The sequence below is a fragment of the Bradyrhizobium sp. ma5 genome (assembly GCF_042258955.1).
GTDB lineage: Bacteria > Pseudomonadota > Alphaproteobacteria > Rhizobiales > Xanthobacteraceae > Bradyrhizobium.
In genome coordinates, this window is the sequence record NZ_CP170156.1 from 6,577,851 (window position 1) to 6,595,635 (window position 17,785).

Sequence of the window (17,785 nt, forward strand, 5' to 3'; positions counted from 1 at the left end):
CTAGCTCGCCGCCCTGAGCAGCCGCTCCGCAGCGGCGCGCGCCTCCGCGGTGATCTCGGCGCCGGCCAACATGCGCGCGATTTCCTCGCGGCGATGATCGGCCGCGAGCGCGTTGACGCGGGTGGCGACCCGCTTGCCCTTGTCGAGCGCATCCTTGGAGATCAGAAGATGCTGGCTGGCACGGGCTGCGACCTGCGGCGCATGCGTCACCGCCATCACCTGCACCTTGCCGGCGAGACGCGCCAGCCGCGAGCCGATCGCATCCGCCACCGCGCCGCCGACACCGGTATCGATTTCGTCGAACACCAAAGTCGGCGCCGAGCCGCGATCGGCAAGCACGACCTTCAGCGCCAGCAGGAAGCGCGACAGCTCGCCGCCGGAGGCGACCTTCATCATCGGCCCCGGCTTGGTGCCCGGATTGGTCTGGACCCAGAACTCGACGCGGTCGATGCCCTGCGGTCCCGGCGCGGCGGCATTGGCCTCGACCTGGGTCATGAATTTCGCGCGCTCGAGCTTGAGCGGCGCGAGCTCGGCATTGACGGCCTTGTTGAGCTTCTCGGCCGCCTTGGTACGCGCCGCCGACAGCTTTGCCGCTGCGGCAGCATAGCGCTTGTCGGCCTCAGCGGCGGCCGCTTCCAGCTTCTTCAGCTGGTCGGCGCCGGCATCGATCAGCGCGACGTCACCGGCGTATTGCGCAGCCAGCGCCGCCAGCAAATCGACCGGCGTCGAATATTTGCGCGAGGCGGCGCGCAGCGCGAACAGCCGCTCCTCGATCCGCTCGAGCTCGGCCGGATCGAAGTCGGTCGCAGCCAGTGCGGCGTGGAGGTGCTGGTCGGCCTCTTCCAGCGCGTTGATCGCGATATCGATCGCCTTCACCGCCGGCTCGATCAGGCTCGGCGCGTTGGCCGCGCGCCGCTCCAGACGCCGTACTGCGGCCGAGAGGGCCGACACCGGCGAATGCGAGCCGCCAATCGCCTCTTGCGCCTCGCGCAGATCGGTCGCGACCTTCTCGCCCTGCATCATGGTGGTGCGGCGGTTGGCGAGCTCGGTCTCCTCGCCCTCCTTCGGCGCCAGCGTCTTCAGCTCCTGGGAGGCGTGGCGCAGATAGTCGGCCTCGCGCGCGGCGCGCTCCATGCCGGCGCGATGCCCGTCGAGATCGGCGTTGGCGGTCCGCCTGATATCCCACAGTGCTTCCAGCGCGGCGACGTCCTTTTCGTGGCCGGCGAAGGCGTCGAGCAGCTGGCGGTGGGTGGAGGCGTCGACCAACGCGCGCTCGTCGTGCTGGCCGTGGATTTCGACCAGAGCCGCGCCGACCGCCTTCAGGGTCTGCACGCTGATCGCCTGGTCGTTGATGAAGGCGCGGGTGCGGCCGTCGGCGAGCTGCACGCGGCGCAGGATCATCTCGCCGGTGTCGTTGAGGCCGTTCTCGGCGAGGATTTTTGCTGCCGGATGCCCCTTCGGGACATCGAACGTGGCGGTGACCTGGCCCTGCTCGGCGCCATGGCGCACCAGTCCGGCATCGCCGCGGCCGCCGAGCGCCAGCGCAAAGGCATCAAGCAGGATGGATTTGCCGGCGCCGGTTTCGCCGGTCAGCACCGCCAGGCCACGGGAAAATTCGATATCGAGCCGTTCGATCAGGACGATGTCACGGATCGACAGACGGGCCAGCATGCGAGGACAATTCCTAGCCGAGACCTATCTTCTTGAAGGTCCTGCTGATCCAGGATCCCTGATTCTCGCTCGGCTCGAGACCGCCGGACTTTACTAGATTATACGCGTCCTTGTACCAGCGGCTGTCCGGAAAATTGTGGCCAAGCACCGCGGCGGCGGTCTGCGCCTCGCCGGCGATGCCGATCGCCATATAAGCCTCGGTGAGCCGGTAGAGCGCCTCTTCGACGTGGCGGGTGGTCTGGTACTGGGTGACGACGGTCTTGAAGCGGTTGATCGCGGCGGTGAAGTCGCGCTTCTCGATGTAATAACGCCCGACCGCCATCTCCTTGCCGGCGAGCTGGTCGCGCGCAGCCTGGATCTTGTTCTTGGCCTGGGTGGCGTATTCGGAGGTCGGATATTTGCGCACCACCTCTTCGAGGGCCGCGATCGCCTTCTCGGTGCGGCTCTGGTCGCGCGAGATGTCCGGAATCTGGTCGAAATGTGATGCCGCGATCAGGTACTGCGCGTAGGAGGCGTCCGGGCTGCCGGGATGCAGCGTCACGTAGCGGGTGGCGGAGCCGATGCAGCTGTCGTAATCGCCCGCCTGATAGTACGAATAGGCCGACATCAGGAGCGACTTGCGCGCCCAGTCCGAATAGGGATGCTGACGGTCGACTTCCTCGAACTTCTTCGAAGCGGCCTTCAGGTCCTTCTTCTCGTTCATCATGTACAAGCCCTCATTGTAGAGCTTGTCCGCGGGCTCATCGACGAACGTGTCGTCCTTGGACATGAACTTGTCCCACAGCGCGCCGGTGCCGCAGCCTGAGAGTGGCAATGCAAGCATGATCAGGCCCGCCGCGAAACGCAGCGTGCGCACGGCCTTGGTCAGGCCGGAGACGTCAGAAGAAGAGCGTGGTTCGAGCGCCATACGCATTGCCGACATGGATTGTAAAACCTGACGCCTTTGATGCGGTTAACGGCGACCCCACTCCACCCATGAACCGCGATCATGGATGCAATATCACTCGCGCCATTGGCGCCGTATCAAGGCAACCGCAGGCCTGTTTAACCGAAAAATGACCGTCGACCAACCGAATAGGGAGCCAATCCGCCGGGAATAAGGCGACCCGGCGATGCTCACAGCCTGCTGTGGTTATTGCGGAAATCGGGCCGACCGACCAGGCGATCAGGACTTGGGCGGATCAGGACACGTCCGGGCCATAGGCCGGGGCGACGAGGCCGCCCACCGCGCTTGCACCGGCTTCGACATGGCCGCGGACCGGCCGCCGGGCGGTTTCCGATTCGACCACGCGCCAGGCGCTGCGGTCGGCAAGCAGCGCTTTGAGCACCGCGTTGTTGAGCTTGTGACCGCCGCGAACCGAACGGTAGCTGCCGAGCAGCGGGAGGCCGGCCAGTGCGAGGTCGCCGATCACGTCGAGCACCTTGTGGCGGGCGCACTCGTTGGCGTAGCGCAGGCCCTCGGCGTTGAGCAGGCGGGCCTCGTCGAACACCACGGTGTTGTCGAAGGAGGCGCCGAGCGCGAAGCCGGCGCCCCACAGCCGCGCCACGTCGTTCATGCAGCCGAAGGTACGGGCACGCGCGACTTCGCGGCGGAAGCCTTCCGGCGACAGATCGAAGGCGTAGGTCTGATGACCGATCACCTTGTTGGCGAAATTGATTTCGACTTCGGCGCGGAACCCGCCGGCGAACGGACGGAGCTCGCCCATCGCATCGCCGATCTTGACCTGCACCGGCTTCAGCACCTGGATGAAGCGGCGGACGGCGGGTTGGGTCACGATACCAGCCTGATCGATGGCCGCGACAAACGCCGCAGCGCTACCGTCCATGATCGGAACTTCTGCAGCGTCGACTTCGATCGTGGCGTTGTCGACGCCCATGCCGCGCAGCGCGGCGAGAACATGCTCAGCGGTCGAGACCAGCGGCCCTTCGCGGTCACCCAGCACCGTCGCAAACTCGGTTGCGATCACAGCGTCGGCGGTGGCGGTAACTTCACGGTCGGCACCTTCGAGACCGGTGCGGACAAAAATAAAACCCGCATCGACGGGTGCAGGTCCCAGCGTGAGACTGACAGGAAGACCGGAATGAACGCCTACGCCAGTCACGGTGGCTTGCGACCGAAGCGTTGTCTGACGGCTGAACTTCATTCGATAATGCCCACTACCCGACTTCGCTCAACATCAAGTGGCCAAACTTCCCCAAGGCCGACTCGCATGAGCTCCCCAAGTCCCGGCAGACCATAGTCACAGCCCCAAACCGCGCCAACTCACGCTTCTTTACCGATTGTTACCCCATCTCCGCCGCATTCACGCCCAAGGTTAACCCAATTGCGGCAGCGAAAACGGCCCTCGGCGAGTGACTATCTGACCACCAAAATAATAATTAATCATTTAAAATCAGTTGCTTGTTTACCCGATGCAACCGCCTGCCCGCCAGAAGGAGAAGGCCCCGGCGGTTCCCCGCCGAGGCCTTCTTCGTGGTCAAGGTTGTAACAAACTTCAGTTTGCCTGCCGGCGCAGGAAGGCCGGGATATCAAGATGGTCGTCACCCTGTGGCGCCGGGGCAACAGGCGCCTGACGGCCATGGGCGTCCAATCCCTGCGGTGCCGGGCGCTTCGCATATTCCGATACCGGCGATTCGTTCGCCGATATCTGCTGGGCAACGCTGCGGGCCGGCTTGCGATCGGGCAGCGGCGGCATCGTCGGCATCGCCGGACCCGAGGCACGGGCCGCGATCGGCGGCTCGGTCTCTTCGTCGCGGCGGCCGAGGCCGACATTGGCCAGCCGCTGCAACAGCGACAGCCGGGTCTTCTGCGGGTGCTCCGCCTCACCGTCACCGCTGGCCTGGCGGATCTCCGCCTGCGCCGGCATCGGCAGATCCTCGAACTTCGGCATCCGCGGGGCACGCACCGGCGACCGCTCTGCCGCCTGCGGGATGAAGGTCTCAGGCGGCATCGGCTCGTGCTGTTCGGCGCGGGCGGCCTCGTGGTCCGGGAACAGCGTCGGCTTCTGGGCGATCGGCCGCACAGTGACGTCACCGTAGGACCCCGGCTGCATCGGCGTCTGAGCCGGTGCGCTGTCCGGGGCAACCGCGGCTGCGATTGCCGCGAGCGCGGCGCGCTCGACGGCCGGACGCTGCTGGGCTGCGGCGGGAGCTGCAATCGGAGCAACCGTCACGCCGGTCGGCGGTTCCAGCTTCTGGGCGCGCTCGGCCATGCGCTGATTGTCAGCACGCAGCCGAGCGGTCAGATCGGCCAGCCGGCTCTCGGGCGAGCCGCCCGTCTGCTGCGCGGGAGCCTGGGCGCGGGAAGCGATCGCGGCCTGCTCGATACCGGTTGCGACCACCGAGACGCGAATGACGCCGTCGAGCGATTCGTCGAAGGTGGCGCCGACGATGATGTTGGCGTCGGCATCGACTTCCTCGCGGATGCGGGTTGCGGCTTCGTCGACCTCGAACAGCGTGAGGTCCTTGCCGCCGGTGATCGAGATCAACAGGCCGCGGGCGCCCTTCATCGAGCTATCGTCGATCAGCGGGTTGGCGATCGCAGCTTCGGCAGCGGTCAGCGCGCGCTTCTCGCCGGTGGCCTCGCCGGTGCCCATCATCGCCTTGCCCATTTCCCGCATCACGGCGCGGACGTCGGCGAAGTCGAGGTTGATCAGGCCTTCCTTGACCATCAGGTCGGTGATGCAGGCGACGCCCGAGTACAGCACCTGGTCGGCCATCGCGAACGCGTCGGCGAAGGTTGTCTTCTCGTTGGCGACCCGGAACAGGTTCTGGTTCGGGATGATCAGCAGCGTGTCGACCACCTTGTGGAGCTCGGAGATACCGTGCTCGGCGGTGCGCATCCGGCGCTGGCCCTCGAAGTGGAACGGCTTCGTCACCACGCCGACGGTGAGGATTCCCATCTCGCGGGCGGCCTTGGCGATCACGGGCGCAGCCCCGGTGCCGGTGCCGCCGCCCATGCCGGCGGTGACGAACACCATGTTGGCGCCGGTGAGGTGATCGCGCAGCTCGTCCATGACTTCCTGCGCGGCCGCAGCACCGACATCGGGCTGCGATCCGGCGCCGAGGCCCTGGGTGACCTGGGTGCCCATCTGGATGATGCGCTGCGCCTTCGACATGGTCAGCGCCTGCGCGTCGGTGTTGGCGACGACGAAGTCGACACCCTGCAACCCGGCAGTGATCATGTTGTTGACGGCATTACCACCCGCGCCGCCGACGCCGAAGACGGTGATCCGCGGTTTCAGCTCGCTGATGTCAGGGGGTGTCAGATTGAGTGCCATGGTTGCCTCTCTCGATTATGCGCGCGTTGGTTCGTCCCGGCCGCTGGCCGCAGGATCTGGTGAAAATGCAATGAGCCGGGGTGCGGTCATCAGAAGCCCTCGCGAAGCCATCGTCCGACCTTTCCGAAGTAACCGTCTGTCCCTGTCCTGAGCTGCCGCGTGCGCCGCGGTTCGACATGTTCAAGATGTGCGTATTGCGGATAGACCAAGAGGCCCGTCGGCACCGAGAACGAGGCGCCCTTCGCCTCGTTCGGCAGCCGGCCGAAGCCGAGCGGGCGGCCGATGCGGACCTGACGGTTCAGGATACGGGTGGCAAGCTCGACGGTGCCGGTGAGCTGCGACGCGCCGCCGCTCAGCACGACGCGCGCCCTCGGCTCTGCCGCAAAGGGAGAATCCGCGAGCCGGTCACGGATCATTTCGAAAATCTCCTCGGCGCGATGCCGGACAATGTTGGCGATCGTGGCGCGGGACACGATTTGCGGAGTCTCCCGATCGTCGCCTGCAGTGGGGACGGACATCAACTCGCGCGAGTCCGAACCGCCGGTCAGCACCGTGCCGTATAAAGTCTTGATTCGCTCGGCATCCGCAATGCACGCGCCGATGCCGCGCGCAAGATCCATCGTGATGTGTTGCCCGCCGAGCGCAAATCCGGATGCGTGGACGAGGCGTCCGCCGGAGTACGTTGCGATCGTCGTCGAACCCGCGCCCATCTCGACGACGGCAGCGCCGAGATCGGCCTCGTCGTCAGTCAGCACCGACAGGCCGGCGACATAGGGGCTCGACGCCATGGCTTCGACGTTGAGATGGCAGCGCTCGACCACCAGCATCAGGTTCTTGGCGACCGTCGCATCCGACGTCACCACATTCATGTCGACACCGAACTGCCGCGCCACCATGCCTTTGGGATCGCGGATGCCCTTGACGCCATCGAGCGCGTAGCCGACCGGTAGCGCGTGCAACACGGTGCGACCGGCGCCGGCGGCGTGGCGCATGCCGGCCGAGGTGACGCGGCTGATATCGTCCGCGGTCACCGAGCCGCCGTGGATATCGGCCGCGGCTTCGACCAGTTGGCCATGCAGCCTGCCGCCGGAGACCGACAGCAGGACGGATTCGACACGGACCTTGGCCATGCGCTCGGCCAGCGCCACGGCATGGCGCACCGCCTTCTCGCATTCGGCGAGATCGACGACGGAGCCGGCCTTGACGCCGCGCGACTGGATCTGGCTGTAGCCGATCAGTTCGACCGCATGGGTGCGGCCGCGCAGCGCCTCGTTCGGCGGCGACGGCCTGAGCCGCGCGATCATGCAGGCGATCTTGCTGGAACCGACGTCGAGCGAAGCCACCATCGCGGTGCGCTTCTGCATCGGGCGGGTCTTCGGGGTCAGATTGCGATCGAGGCCGGTCATGCGGAGTCACCCGGCTTCTTCTTGGACTTCTTGTCCTTGAACAGTTCGTCGCGCGCCTTGCCGGCTTCGTCGGACAATTGCACGATCAGCCGATCGGGCAGCCGCATGTCGACGGCGACGATGTCGCGCGAGAACAGCTTCTCGTCCTTGTCGAGCCTGGAGAGCGCTGCCAGCGCGTTGCCGACGTCGTTCTCCGGCAGGCGGACGTCGAGGCCGTCCTTCAGGCGCAGGTTCCAGCGGCGCTCGCCGACGAAGATCGCAGCCTTGGTCACCGAGCGCACCTGCGGATAACGGTCGAGCAGCGCCAGGAAGTCCTGGGCGCGGGTGTCCGCGCCCTTGCCCACCACCAGCGGCAGATTGAGGAAGCGGCGCGAGACGTAGGGCTCGAGCACCGCGCCATCGGAGGCGATCACCGACAGGCGGCCGTTCTGCTGCCACAGCGCGAAGGCGGTGCGCTCGACGATGTCGATCTGCAGCCGGCCCGGATAGAGCTTGAGGATCGTGGCGTCGGCAATCCAGGGATTGGCCTTCAGCTTGGCGCGCACGGTATCGGCGTCCAGGAACAGCAGCGAGGAGCGGCCGTTGACGCCGCCGATCGCAAGCACCTCGTCCTGGCTCAGCTGCTTGCGGCCGTTGATGCCGACGGTGGTGATGCGGAAGCCCGCGGAATTGGCCAGCGCGTTGCGGGTGTCGCTGAGCGCGGTGGTGAACTCCTCGAGATGGCCGCCCTTGACGATGCCGAAGCCCAGGCTGCCGAACAGGATCGCGAGCGTCGCGACCAGGCCGATGCGGCGCGGCAGATAGCGTTCGACCAGCATGATGTAGCGGTTCGGCGGCTCGCGATCGATCACCTGCGGCCGCTTGGCGGGACGCCGGCGGCGACGGGCGAGATGGGCGCCGACATACTCGCGCAGCAGCATTGCCGCTCCAATAGCGGCTGCTTTCAGGTCAGCTTGAGGCCCCAGCGATCGCAGCGATCGGGTGAGGCGTCCTGCACCATCCATTGCACGAGCTCGTCACATGTTGCGCCCGCAAACCCTGCGGGATCTCGGCACAAGTGTCGTCTCGGCTAGACCGGTGGGATTAGAGAGGCCCCCTGTTCCCTGGTTGCGATCCTCGAAGCGGTAATCCGCGACAGCTCACGCCCCGGCAGCCAAGCGCTACATGCGCCGCCAGCGTTAACCTTCGGGCTTCCTGGTAAACAAATGGTAAAGGAGTTCAGCCTGGAGTGAATTTTGATCAACGCTCTGAATACTTTGCCGCGAACCCGTTAGCATTTTAGCAACAGCGCCCGGGTTCCATCCGGCCGAGTCTGGCGGGTTCCCACCCGGTCGGCCTTAACTCCTGGCGCGGCGGCGGCCGAGCTCGATCTGGTCGGCCAGGAAGTCGGCAAAGGCGATGCCCTGTGCTTTCAAGGCCTTAGGATACAGCGATGCCGCGGTAAGGCCGGGCAGCGTGTTGGTCTCGAGGTAGACCGGGCCATTGGCCGACACGATGAAATCGCTGCGCGAATAGCCGGTGCAGGACAATGCGCGATGCGCCCGCAACGCATGGTTCATGATCGCGGCGCTGACCTCGGGCGCGAAACGGCCGGGGCAGATCTCCTGGGTCGACTTCAGGAGGTATTTGGCTGTGTAGTCGAAGCCCCCCTCCGCCGGCACGATCTCGATCGGCGGCAACGCGAACACCGTGCCGTCGGACTGTTCGAGCACGCCGCAGGTCGCCTCCACGCCCGATACGAACGGCTCGATCAGGTAGTCTTCATGCTTCGCGGCATTGCGGACCGCGACGAGGTCCTGCTTGGCGTTGACGAAGATCAGCCCGTAGCTCGATCCGTCCTTGGCGGGCTTTGCGATCAGTCTGCCGTGTTTCGCGAAGGCATCGTCGATCTGGTCGACGATGATGCCCTGCGGCGCGTTCAAACCCGCGATCGCGGCGAAGCGCTTCGCCGATGGCTTGTCGAACGCCAAATGCGATGATGCCGAGCCGGAGCCGGTGAACGCGACGCCGCGCATCTCGCACATCGCCTGCAACTCGCCATTCTCGGCGCGGCCACCGTGCAGGCCGAGCACCAGCACGCGCTGCTCGGCGCCTGCTCTGTCGAGCGCCTGGTCGAGCGCGAGGCCGCGACCGCCGGGCTTGAAGTCGACTTCGAACGGCCGTGTGTGGCCGAGCAGCCGTTCGGACGTCACCGCATGCACGGTGTCGTCGACGTCCCAGAACCAGAGCTCAGCGTCGGGCAGTGCGCGGTGCAGCGCCTGCGCGCTCGCCACCGAGACCAGTCGCTCCTTGTTGGTGCCGCCGAACAGAATGGTCACCTGCATGTTCTTTGCCTGTCGCTCGCTACTTCTGTCATTCCGGGGCTCGCGAAGCGAGAGCCCGGAATCCATACTCCCGATCGTGGTTATGGATTCCCCGATGCGCAACTTGAGCATCTGAGGCCTGCGCCTTTCGGCGCATCCCGGAATGACGGCTACAATGAATTCCCGATCCGCTTGATTTCCCAGTGCAGCTCAATTCCGCTGGTCTGCTTGACCCGTTCGCGCACCGTCTCGCCGAGGGTCTCGATGTCATGCCCGGTGGCGTTGCCGGTGTTGATCAGGAAATTGCAGTGCATCTCCGACACCTGCGCGCCGCCGACCTCGAGGCCGCGGCAGCCGGCGGCGTCGATCAATTTCCAGGCGCTGTTATCAGGCGGATTCTTGAAGGTCGAGCCGCCGGTCTTCTCGCGGATCGGCTGCGCGGTCTCGCGATGGATCTGCACTTCATTCATGCGTGCGCGGATCGCCTCCGCATCGGTGATCCTGCCGTGAAAGCGCGCCGAGGTGAACACGATGGACGGATCGACGCCGGAGTTGCGATAGACGAACTTCATATCGGCATTACCGAACGTGTGCCTGGTGCCGTCACGGCCGATGCCGGTGGCCTCCATCAGCACGTCCTTGGTCTCGCCGCCATTGGCGCCGGCATTCATGCGCAGCGCACCGCCGACCGTGCCGGGAATGCCGAAGAAGAATTCCATGCCACCGATGTTTGCCGCAGCCGCCGTCTCGGCGACGCGCTTGTCGAGCGCCGCGGCGCCGGCGGTGACGACATCACCGGCCGCGCTGGTCTCGCCGAACGCGCGCGGCGCCAGCCGGATCACGACACCCGGCATGCCGCCGTCGCGCACGATCAGATTGGACCCGACGCCGACGACATAGACCGGCAGCTCCTGCGGCAGGCGCTTCAGGAAATAGGCGAGATCGTCTTCGTCCGCGGGCGTGAACAGCACCTGCGCAGGACCGCCGACGCGAAACCAGGTCAGCTCCGCAAGCGACTGGTTCGCCAGCAGCCGCCCGCGCAGCTCCGGCATCGCGGCTTTCAGGTCGGGTGTGATGTCCGGGAAGGTCATGCGTGACCTCTCCATCCGTCATGGCCGGGCTTGTCCCCGCCATCCACGTCTTGCAGTATCTCCACATGGCAGGGGGATACGTCTATTTTCTGACCAACCGACCGAACGGCGTGCTCTATGTCGGCGTAACGAGCGATCTCGTCCGCCGGATATTCGAGCATCGCTCTGGATTCGTCGATGGATTCACCAAGCGCTACGGACTGAACGGGCTGGTTTACTTCGAGCAATTCGACGACATCCGCACCGCTATCCAGCGTGAACACACCATCAAGCATTGGCCACGCGCTTGGAAGGTTCGCACAATCATCGCAGCGAATCCGAACTGGGACGACCTGTACGACACGATAGTGCAGTGAAGACGTGGATGGCCGGGACAAGCCCGGCCATGACGTGGTGAGATACGAGGCCTCCATCACCCCAGCGCCTTCAATTCGCCGGGCAGTGCGTAGGCCCATTGCGTGATGTTGCCGGCGCCGAGGCAGACGACGAGGTCGCCGGACTTCGCGAGGCCGTGAACGATCTTAGCGAGCTCGCCGGCGTTCGGCAGCGGGACAACGTTGCGATGACCGTGGGCGCGCAGGCCGGCGGCGAAATGGTCGCGGTCGATGCCTGCGATCGGTGCTTCGCCGGCTGGATAGACCTCGGCGACCACGACCGCGTCGGCATCGTTGAAGCAGGTGCAGAATTCCTCGAACAGCGACTGCAAGCGGGTGTAGCGATGCGGCTGCACCACGGCGACAATCTTGCCGTTGGTCGATTCCCGCGCCGCCTTCAGCACCGCCGCGATCTCGACCGGATGATGACCGTAATCGTCGATCACGGTGACGCCGTTGGTCTCGCCGGTCTTGGTGAAGCGCCGCTTGACGCCGCCGAAGCCGGCCATGGCCTGGCGGATCACATCGTCGGACACGCCAAGCTGATGCGCGACCGCGATCGCCGCCGTCGCGTTGGAGGCGTTGTGGCGTCCCGGCATCGGCAGCATGATGTCGGCGATCTCGTGCGTCACGCCGGTTTTGCGATCGCGGATCGCGACCGTGAATTTCGAGCCCCCGCCCATCGGCGTCAGGTCGAGTAGCTGCGCGTCGGCCTGCGGATTCTGCCCGTAGGTGATGATGCGGCGGTCCTCGATCTTGCCGACGAGGGCTTGCACCACCGGATGATCGGTGCACATCACGGCAAAACCATAGAACGGAACGTTCTCGACGAAATTGCGGAACGCGTCCTGGATCGCCTCGAAGGTCTTGAAGTGATCGAGATGCTCGGGATCGATGTTGGTGACGATGACGACATCGGACGGCAGCTTCAGGAAGGTGCCGTCGCTCTCGTCGGCTTCAACCACCATCCAGTCGCCGGCGCCGAGCCGCGCATTGGAGCCATAGGCATTGATGATGCCGCCGTTGATCACGGTCGGATCGAGCCCGCCGGCATCGAGCAAGGTCGCAACCATCGTAGTCGTGGTGGTCTTGCCATGGGTGCCGGCGATCGCAACGCAGCTCTTCAGCCGCATGAGCTCCGCCAGCATCTCCGCACGGCGCACCACGGGAATGCGCTGCGCCCGCGCCGCCATCAGCTCCGGATTGTCGCGCTTGATCGCGGTCGAGACCACAACGACATCGGCGCCATCGACGTTCTCGGCGGCGTGGCCGACCGAGACCTTGGCGCCCTTCTTGCGCAGCCGGTCGAGGTTGTAATTATCAGACGCGTCGGAGCCCTGCACGGTGTAGCCGAGATTGATCAGCACCTCGGCGATGCCGCTCATGCCGATGCCGCCGATCCCGACGAAGTGAATGGGTCCGATCTCGCGCGGCAGTCTCATGGTCCGGTTCCTGATATCATCGTCTTTGTGCGCCTCGCATTGTCCGCGCAGACTACTGGATGCCCCGCTTTTCCCATGCGTGACAAGGGCTTTTTCCACCCCGCAGCCGCGGAAATGTCGCTGTTGTCAGCTACCGGCCAGTGCTGGTGATCTGACGTCACGGACATCTCCATCTCGGCCCGGCCGCTACGCCGCTCCCGGCCGCACAGCGCGCGCCGCAAACTCATCCTGCATCTCGATGACGCGAAGATAGTTGCGCAGCCGGTTGGTCTCGAGTGCGTGCAGCAGCTTGTTCTGGTGATAGGGCAGCACGAGCTCGGCAAGCTGTCCACTCCAGGCGGCGTTCATGTCGAACAGCACGCCGAGGCCGAACACGGCGGGGATCTCGGCGAAGCCGAACTCCCTGCCCTGCGCCAGCTCCTCCGCCAGGAAGTCATCGATCGCGGTCATCACGCCATTGCGCGCACCGCCGGCGACGTTCGCGAATGCGGCGAAGCCCGCGCCGCGAAATCCACGCCCCTCGACCAGCACCGGGCGATCCAGCGTGGCGCCGGCGTTGAAACTGTGCGGGTGACGAAACTCGGCGGGAATCTGTCCGGGCGCGTAATACATGTCACGCCGCCCGCAGGGCCAGCCGACATCGTGGAGGAAGACCAGCACCGGCTTGCCGTCGCGGCGGCTGATCGCCTCGATCTGCCTGAGCTCGTGATAGACCGTGTACCAATTGTGGTCGCCGTCGACGATCCAGGCGTCGGCCGCATCGAGTTCGCCGAACGCGCCGAGGCTGGGCTTCGCGACGTGACGCACATCCGGATTGGCGCTCACCCAGTCGAGGAATTCGCGCTTTGGCGCGGGATCGACGCTGGTGAACTGGCCGCCGCGGGCCCGGCAGTGATCGGCGAGCAGCGCCGACATGCCGCCATACTCCGCACCGATCTCGACGATGTCTTGCGCATCCGACAGGCGCAGCGCTTCGAGGATCAGGTCCGAGAATTCCGAGACGGAGTGAATCAAAAGACCCGTCATGATCAAGTCTCCCCCGGCATCCTGCCGGATTGGCGCATCAAATCCCGGCCACTTTCGCGACCAGATCGGCCAGCCGCTCCGCGGCATCGAGCCGGCCGACACTGCGTGCGGCGTCCGCCATCGCGGTCAGTTTCTCGGGCCCGGCGGCGAAGGCCGAGATCTCGGTCGCGAGTCTTTCGGGCGTGAAGTCGCCCTGCGTGATGCGCAGCGCGCCGTTCGCCTGCGACAGCACGCCGGCATTGGCGAACTGGTCCTGATCGATGGCGCCCGGCAGCGGCACCAGGATCGAGGGCCGGCCGATCGCGGCGAGTTCGGCGACGGTGCCAGCGCCGGAACGCGAGATCACGAGCTGGCTCGACGCCAGCCGCGCCGGCAGATCCGGGAAGAACGGCGCGAGCTCGGCATCGATCTTGAGCCGGTCATAGACTGCGCGCACCCGCGCCATGTCCTCGTCGCGCACCTGCTGGGTGATGATCAGGCGGCTCCACAGCGCGGGATCGAGCTGCTCGATCGCCGGCGGCACGATGTCGCTCATCACCCGCGCGCCCTGGCTGCCGCCGACGACGAGCAGGCGCAGCGGGCCGTCCACCTCGGGCGGCGTGTATTTCACCGCGGCGGCCGCGAGGATCGCCGGCCGCATCGGCGTGCCGACGGTGGTGGCCTTGCCGGCGAGCGCAGGATCGCGATCGAGCACGCCGGGCAGCGAGGTCGCGATCGCGTTGACGCGGCCGGAGAGGAAGCGGTTGGCGCGGCCGAGCACCGCGTTGGCGTCATGAATGATGCCGGGGACGCCGAGCATCCGCGCCGCCATCAGCGGCGGCAAGGTCGGGTAACCGCCGAAGCCGACGACGGCCGACGGCTTCAGCCGGCGGACCACATTGGCGGCGACCAGCGTGCCGTAACCGAGCATCAGCACGGTCCGTGCCAGCGAGATCGGGTTGCGGCTGCGCACGGTCGCGCTCGGCACCAGCTCGATGCTCTCCCGGCCGAACAGGCCGGAGTAGCGCAGCGCGCGGCCGTCGGTCGCAAGCCGCACCCGCAGGCCACGCCTGATCAATTCCACGGCGAGCGCTTCGGCCGGGAACAGATGGCCGCCGGTGCCACCGGCCGCCAGCAGAATCAGTGGGGACTCAGCCATGGCAACAATTTATACCGTCATTGCGAGCGAAGCGACTTGTCCGACGAAGCCTTGGCGAAGGCGGAAGCAATCCATGGCGCTCCCCGCAATGACGATGGGAAGCTTCATGCATAGGCGCGCCGAGCGCTGGCGCCTTCCATCGATTCGATCTCGGTGCGTGGCCGCTGCCGCGTCAGCGCCAGCATCATGCCGACGCCATAGGCCAGCGAGACGAACGAGGAGCCGCCATAGGAAATGAACGGCAGCGTCATGCCCTTGGCCGGGATCAGTTGCAGGTTGACCGCCATGTTGATGGTCGCCTGCACACCGAACAGGATCGCAAGCCCCGATGCCGCAAAGCGCGAAAACATGTCCTCGGTGGCATAGGCGCGGGTCAGCGTGCGGATCACGATGAAGCCGAACAGCGCGACCAGCATCAGGCAGAGGATGATGCCGAACTCTTCCGCCGCCACCGCGAACACGAAGTCGGTGTGGCTGTCCGGCAGGCTGCGTTTGGCGATGCCCTCGCCCGGCCCGAGCCCGAACCAGCCGCCATTCCAGAACGCTTCCATCGCGGTGTCGACCTGGAAGGTGTCGCCGGAAGCCGGATTCATGAAGCGCTTGATGCGACCTGCGACGTGCGGCACCAAAAGATAGGCGCCGAACAGGCCGGCGCCGGCAGCGCCGGCGAGCCCGAACACCCAGATCATCCGCATGCCCGCGATGAAGAACAGCGCGCCCCACACGGTGAGGATCAGCATGGTCTGGCCGAAGTCGGGCTCCATCACCAGCAGTGTGACCAGCATCATCAAGAGCACCAGCGCCATCGAGGTTGCCGGCATCTCCGGCCGCTTGGTCGATTCCGCAAACAGCCAGGCCGCGACGATCACGAACGAGGGCTTGGCAGCTTCGGAAGCCTGGATGTTGACGCCGAGCAACGTGATCCAGCGCCGCGAGCCCTTGACCTCGGGCCCGATCAGCAGCGTCAGCACGATCAGCACGATCGAGACCGCGAACACGATCAGCGCAGTGCGCCGGATCTGCCGCGGCGTCATGAACGACACCCCGATCAGCACGATCAGCGACGGCACCAGGAACATGACGTGGCGGTTGAAGAAGTGGAACGGATCGAGCCCGATCCGGGTCGCGACCGGCGGGCTCGCCGCCAGCGACAGGATGACGCCGGCCAGCATCAACGCGGCGATCGCGACAAGCAGCAGCTTGTCGACGGTCCACCACCAGTCCGAGAACGGGGTGCGTTGGTCACGGGCGAGCATGGGCGTCCCCAGATGGCAGAGATAACGTTCATTCGTGGCGCAGGATGGTTTCCAAGGGATTAACGGGTTGGGTAACTTTTGAGGGAGGTGGATTTGGGAGGCCCGCGGCGCCTCCGGTGTCGCCATCCGGGCATGCGGTCGCCTCACACAGCCGTCGTCCTGGCGAAAGCCAGGACCCATAACCACCGGATTCAATGATGAAGAGGATGGCGGCCCCAGCGTCGCGCAACAATTGAGATTTAGGGTAATGGGTCCTGGCTTTCGCCAGGACGACGATGAGTTATGGGTCCCGGCCCCCGTGCGCAATCGCGCACTAGGCCGGGACGACAGCGAATGCGTGGCGCGATCTGATGGGTTCGCTACGCTACCCATCCTACAATTCTGCAGGCTCTCACACCACCGGCTTCACACCCGGCAGCGTCTGGACGATGTCGCGGAAGGCGGTGCCGCGGATTTCGAAATTACGGTACTGGTCGAACGAGGCGCAGGCCGGCGATAGCAGCACGACGGCCTCTGCGAGCCCCGACGCCTCGGCATCGCGCGCGGCGCTGGCGATCGCGACGTCGAGCGTGCCGGACACCTCATGCGCGACACGGTCGCCGAGCGTCCCGGAGAATTCAGCCGCCGCCTCGCCGATCAGATAGGCCTTGCGGATGCGCGGGAAATAGCCGGTGAGGCCCGTGATGCCGCCGGCCTTCGGCTTGCCGCCGGCGATCCAGTAGATATCGGCGAACGACGACAGCGCGTGCGCGGCCGCATCCGCGTTGGTGCCCTTGGAGTCGTTGACGAACAGCACGTTGCCGCGGCGGCCGACCTGCTCCATGCGATGCGCGAGACCCGGGAAGCTGCGCAGGGCGTTCTGCAGCACATCGGTCGCAATCCCCATCGCCAGCGCGCAGGCCGAGGCGCAGGCCGCGTTCTGCGCATTGTGCAGGCCGCGCAGCGAGCCGATCCCGCCGAGACGCGCAATCTCGCTGCGCGCTGCACCCTGGGCGCGCACGATGGTCTCGTGCTCGACATAGAGGCCGTCGGGCAGCGGGTTCTTCACCGAGATGCGCACGACGCGTTTGCCGGCGCGATCGAGCCGGTCCGCGATGTCGCGGCACCAGCCGTCGTCGACGCCGACGATCGCAGTGCCGCCCTGCTGTACGCCCGCGACCAGCCCCTCCTTGACCGCGGCGTAATGCTGCAGCGTGCCGTGGCGATCGATGTGGTCCTCGCTGATGTTGATCAGGATGCCGACCGAGGGATCGAGCGACGGCGCGAGGTCGATCTGGTAGGACGACATCTCGATAACGTGGACGCGGCCCATGCGCGCCGGCTCCAGCGACAGGATCGCGGTGCCGATATTGCCGCCCATCTGGGTGTCGTAGCCGGCCACCTTCATCAGATGCGCGATCAGCGCCGTGGTGGTCGACTTGCCGTTGGTGCCGGTGATGGCGACGAACGGCGCGTTCGGTGCGTGACGGCGCCGCTCGCGGCAGAACAGTTCGACGTCGCCGATCACCTCGACACCAGCCTCGCGCGCCATCAGCACGCTCCAGTGCGGCGCCGGATGGGTCAGCGGCGCGCCGGGGGTCAGGATCAGCGCGGCGAAATTCGCCCACGACACCGTGCGCAGATCAGCGGTGGTGAAGCCGGCCTGCGCCGCCTTGGCGACGTTGTCGGCACTGTCGTCGGCCGCGATCACCTCCGCGCCACCGGCCTTCAGCGCCTGGCAGCTCGCAAGCCCGGAGCCGCCGAGCCCGAAGACTGCGACCGTCTTGCCCGAGAAGGAGGTGACCGGGGTCATGATGGC

At 66.0% G+C, this 17,785-nt stretch carries 14 protein-coding genes and 1 pseudogene; 1 reads left to right on the top strand and 14 read right to left on the bottom strand.

The window, feature by feature from the left end; genetic code table 11:
• From recN to murB, 9 genes and pseudogenes are all read right to left on the bottom strand, one after another.
• A complete protein-coding gene (recN, locus tag ACE103_RS31035; protein WP_375776148.1) occupies window positions 1-1,671 on the bottom strand; it encodes a DNA repair protein RecN in 1,671 nt (556 codons plus the stop codon).
• Between the two features lie 13 nt (window positions 1,672-1,684).
• Window positions 1,685-2,593: an outer membrane protein assembly factor BamD gene (locus ACE103_RS31040; protein WP_375776149.1), complete on the bottom strand. Its 909-nt coding sequence runs from the start codon at window positions 2,591-2,593 to the stop codon at window positions 1,685-1,687.
• A 259-nt stretch (window positions 2,594-2,852) separates the two neighbouring features.
• Window positions 2,853-3,815, bottom strand: a complete 963-nt coding sequence (gene lpxC / locus ACE103_RS31045) for a UDP-3-O-acyl-N-acetylglucosamine deacetylase (protein WP_375776150.1) — start codon at window positions 3,813-3,815, stop codon at window positions 2,853-2,855.
• 351 nt (window positions 3,816-4,166) lie between these two features.
• Window positions 4,167-5,951, bottom strand: coding sequence for a cell division protein FtsZ (gene ftsZ / locus ACE103_RS31050; protein ID WP_375776151.1), 1,785 nt, complete (start codon window positions 5,949-5,951; stop codon window positions 4,167-4,169).
• A gap of 89 nt (window positions 5,952-6,040) precedes the next feature.
• Entirely contained in the window at window positions 6,041-7,357 is a 1,317-nt protein-coding gene (gene ftsA / locus ACE103_RS31055; RefSeq protein WP_375776152.1) for a cell division protein FtsA, read from the bottom strand.
• A complete protein-coding gene (locus ACE103_RS31060) occupies window positions 7,354-8,361 on the bottom strand; it encodes a cell division protein FtsQ/DivIB (protein WP_375776153.1) in 1,008 nt (335 codons plus the stop codon). Before ACE103_RS31060 ends, ftsA begins: the two co-directional genes overlap by 4 nt.
• Window positions 8,301-8,569: pseudogene (locus ACE103_RS31065) on the bottom strand (hypothetical protein); the annotation flags it as partial. The gene ACE103_RS31060 and the pseudogene ACE103_RS31065, both read right to left, overlap by 61 nt.
• A gap of 125 nt (window positions 8,570-8,694) precedes the next feature.
• Window positions 8,695-9,681 carry a D-alanine--D-alanine ligase gene (locus ACE103_RS31070; protein ID WP_375776154.1) on the bottom strand — a complete coding sequence of 329 codons (987 nt, stop codon included), beginning with the start codon at window positions 9,679-9,681 and terminating at the stop codon, window positions 8,695-8,697.
• 149 nt (window positions 9,682-9,830) lie between these two features.
• Window positions 9,831-10,751, bottom strand: coding sequence for a UDP-N-acetylmuramate dehydrogenase (gene murB / locus ACE103_RS31075; RefSeq protein WP_375776155.1), 921 nt, complete (start codon window positions 10,749-10,751; stop codon window positions 9,831-9,833).
• A gap of 20 nt (window positions 10,752-10,771) precedes the next feature.
• On the opposite strand from murB, the gene ACE103_RS31080 reads away from it, so the two are divergent.
• Window positions 10,772-11,107, top strand: a complete 336-nt coding sequence (locus ACE103_RS31080; RefSeq protein WP_375781217.1) for a GIY-YIG nuclease family protein — start codon at window positions 10,772-10,774, stop codon at window positions 11,105-11,107.
• 56 nt (window positions 11,108-11,163) lie between these two features.
• On the opposite strand, the gene murC is transcribed toward ACE103_RS31080, so the two are convergent.
• The 5 genes from murC to murD all read right to left on the bottom strand — a co-directional run bounded on the left by murC (window position 11,164) and on the right by murD (window position 17,779).
• Window positions 11,164-12,567: a UDP-N-acetylmuramate--L-alanine ligase gene (gene murC, locus ACE103_RS31085; RefSeq protein ID WP_375776156.1), complete on the bottom strand. Its 1,404-nt coding sequence runs from the start codon at window positions 12,565-12,567 to the stop codon at window positions 11,164-11,166.
• A gap of 186 nt (window positions 12,568-12,753) precedes the next feature.
• Window positions 12,754-13,593, bottom strand: coding sequence for a class I SAM-dependent methyltransferase (locus tag ACE103_RS31090; RefSeq protein ID WP_375776157.1), 840 nt, complete (start codon window positions 13,591-13,593; stop codon window positions 12,754-12,756).
• A gap of 37 nt (window positions 13,594-13,630) precedes the next feature.
• Window positions 13,631-14,731, bottom strand: coding sequence for an undecaprenyldiphospho-muramoylpentapeptide beta-N-acetylglucosaminyltransferase (gene murG / locus ACE103_RS31095; RefSeq protein WP_375776158.1), 1,101 nt, complete (start codon window positions 14,729-14,731; stop codon window positions 13,631-13,633).
• A gap of 104 nt (window positions 14,732-14,835) precedes the next feature.
• On the bottom strand, window positions 14,836-15,987 hold the full coding sequence (ftsW, locus tag ACE103_RS31100; RefSeq protein WP_223975432.1) for a putative lipid II flippase FtsW: 1,152 nt from the start codon (window positions 15,985-15,987) through the stop codon (window positions 14,836-14,838).
• Between the two features lie 391 nt (window positions 15,988-16,378).
• Complete coding sequence (gene murD / locus ACE103_RS31105) at window positions 16,379-17,779, bottom strand: UDP-N-acetylmuramoyl-L-alanine--D-glutamate ligase (RefSeq protein WP_375776159.1); 1,401 nt, start codon at window positions 17,777-17,779, stop codon at window positions 16,379-16,381.
• Between the last annotated feature and the right edge of the window lie 6 nt (window positions 17,780-17,785).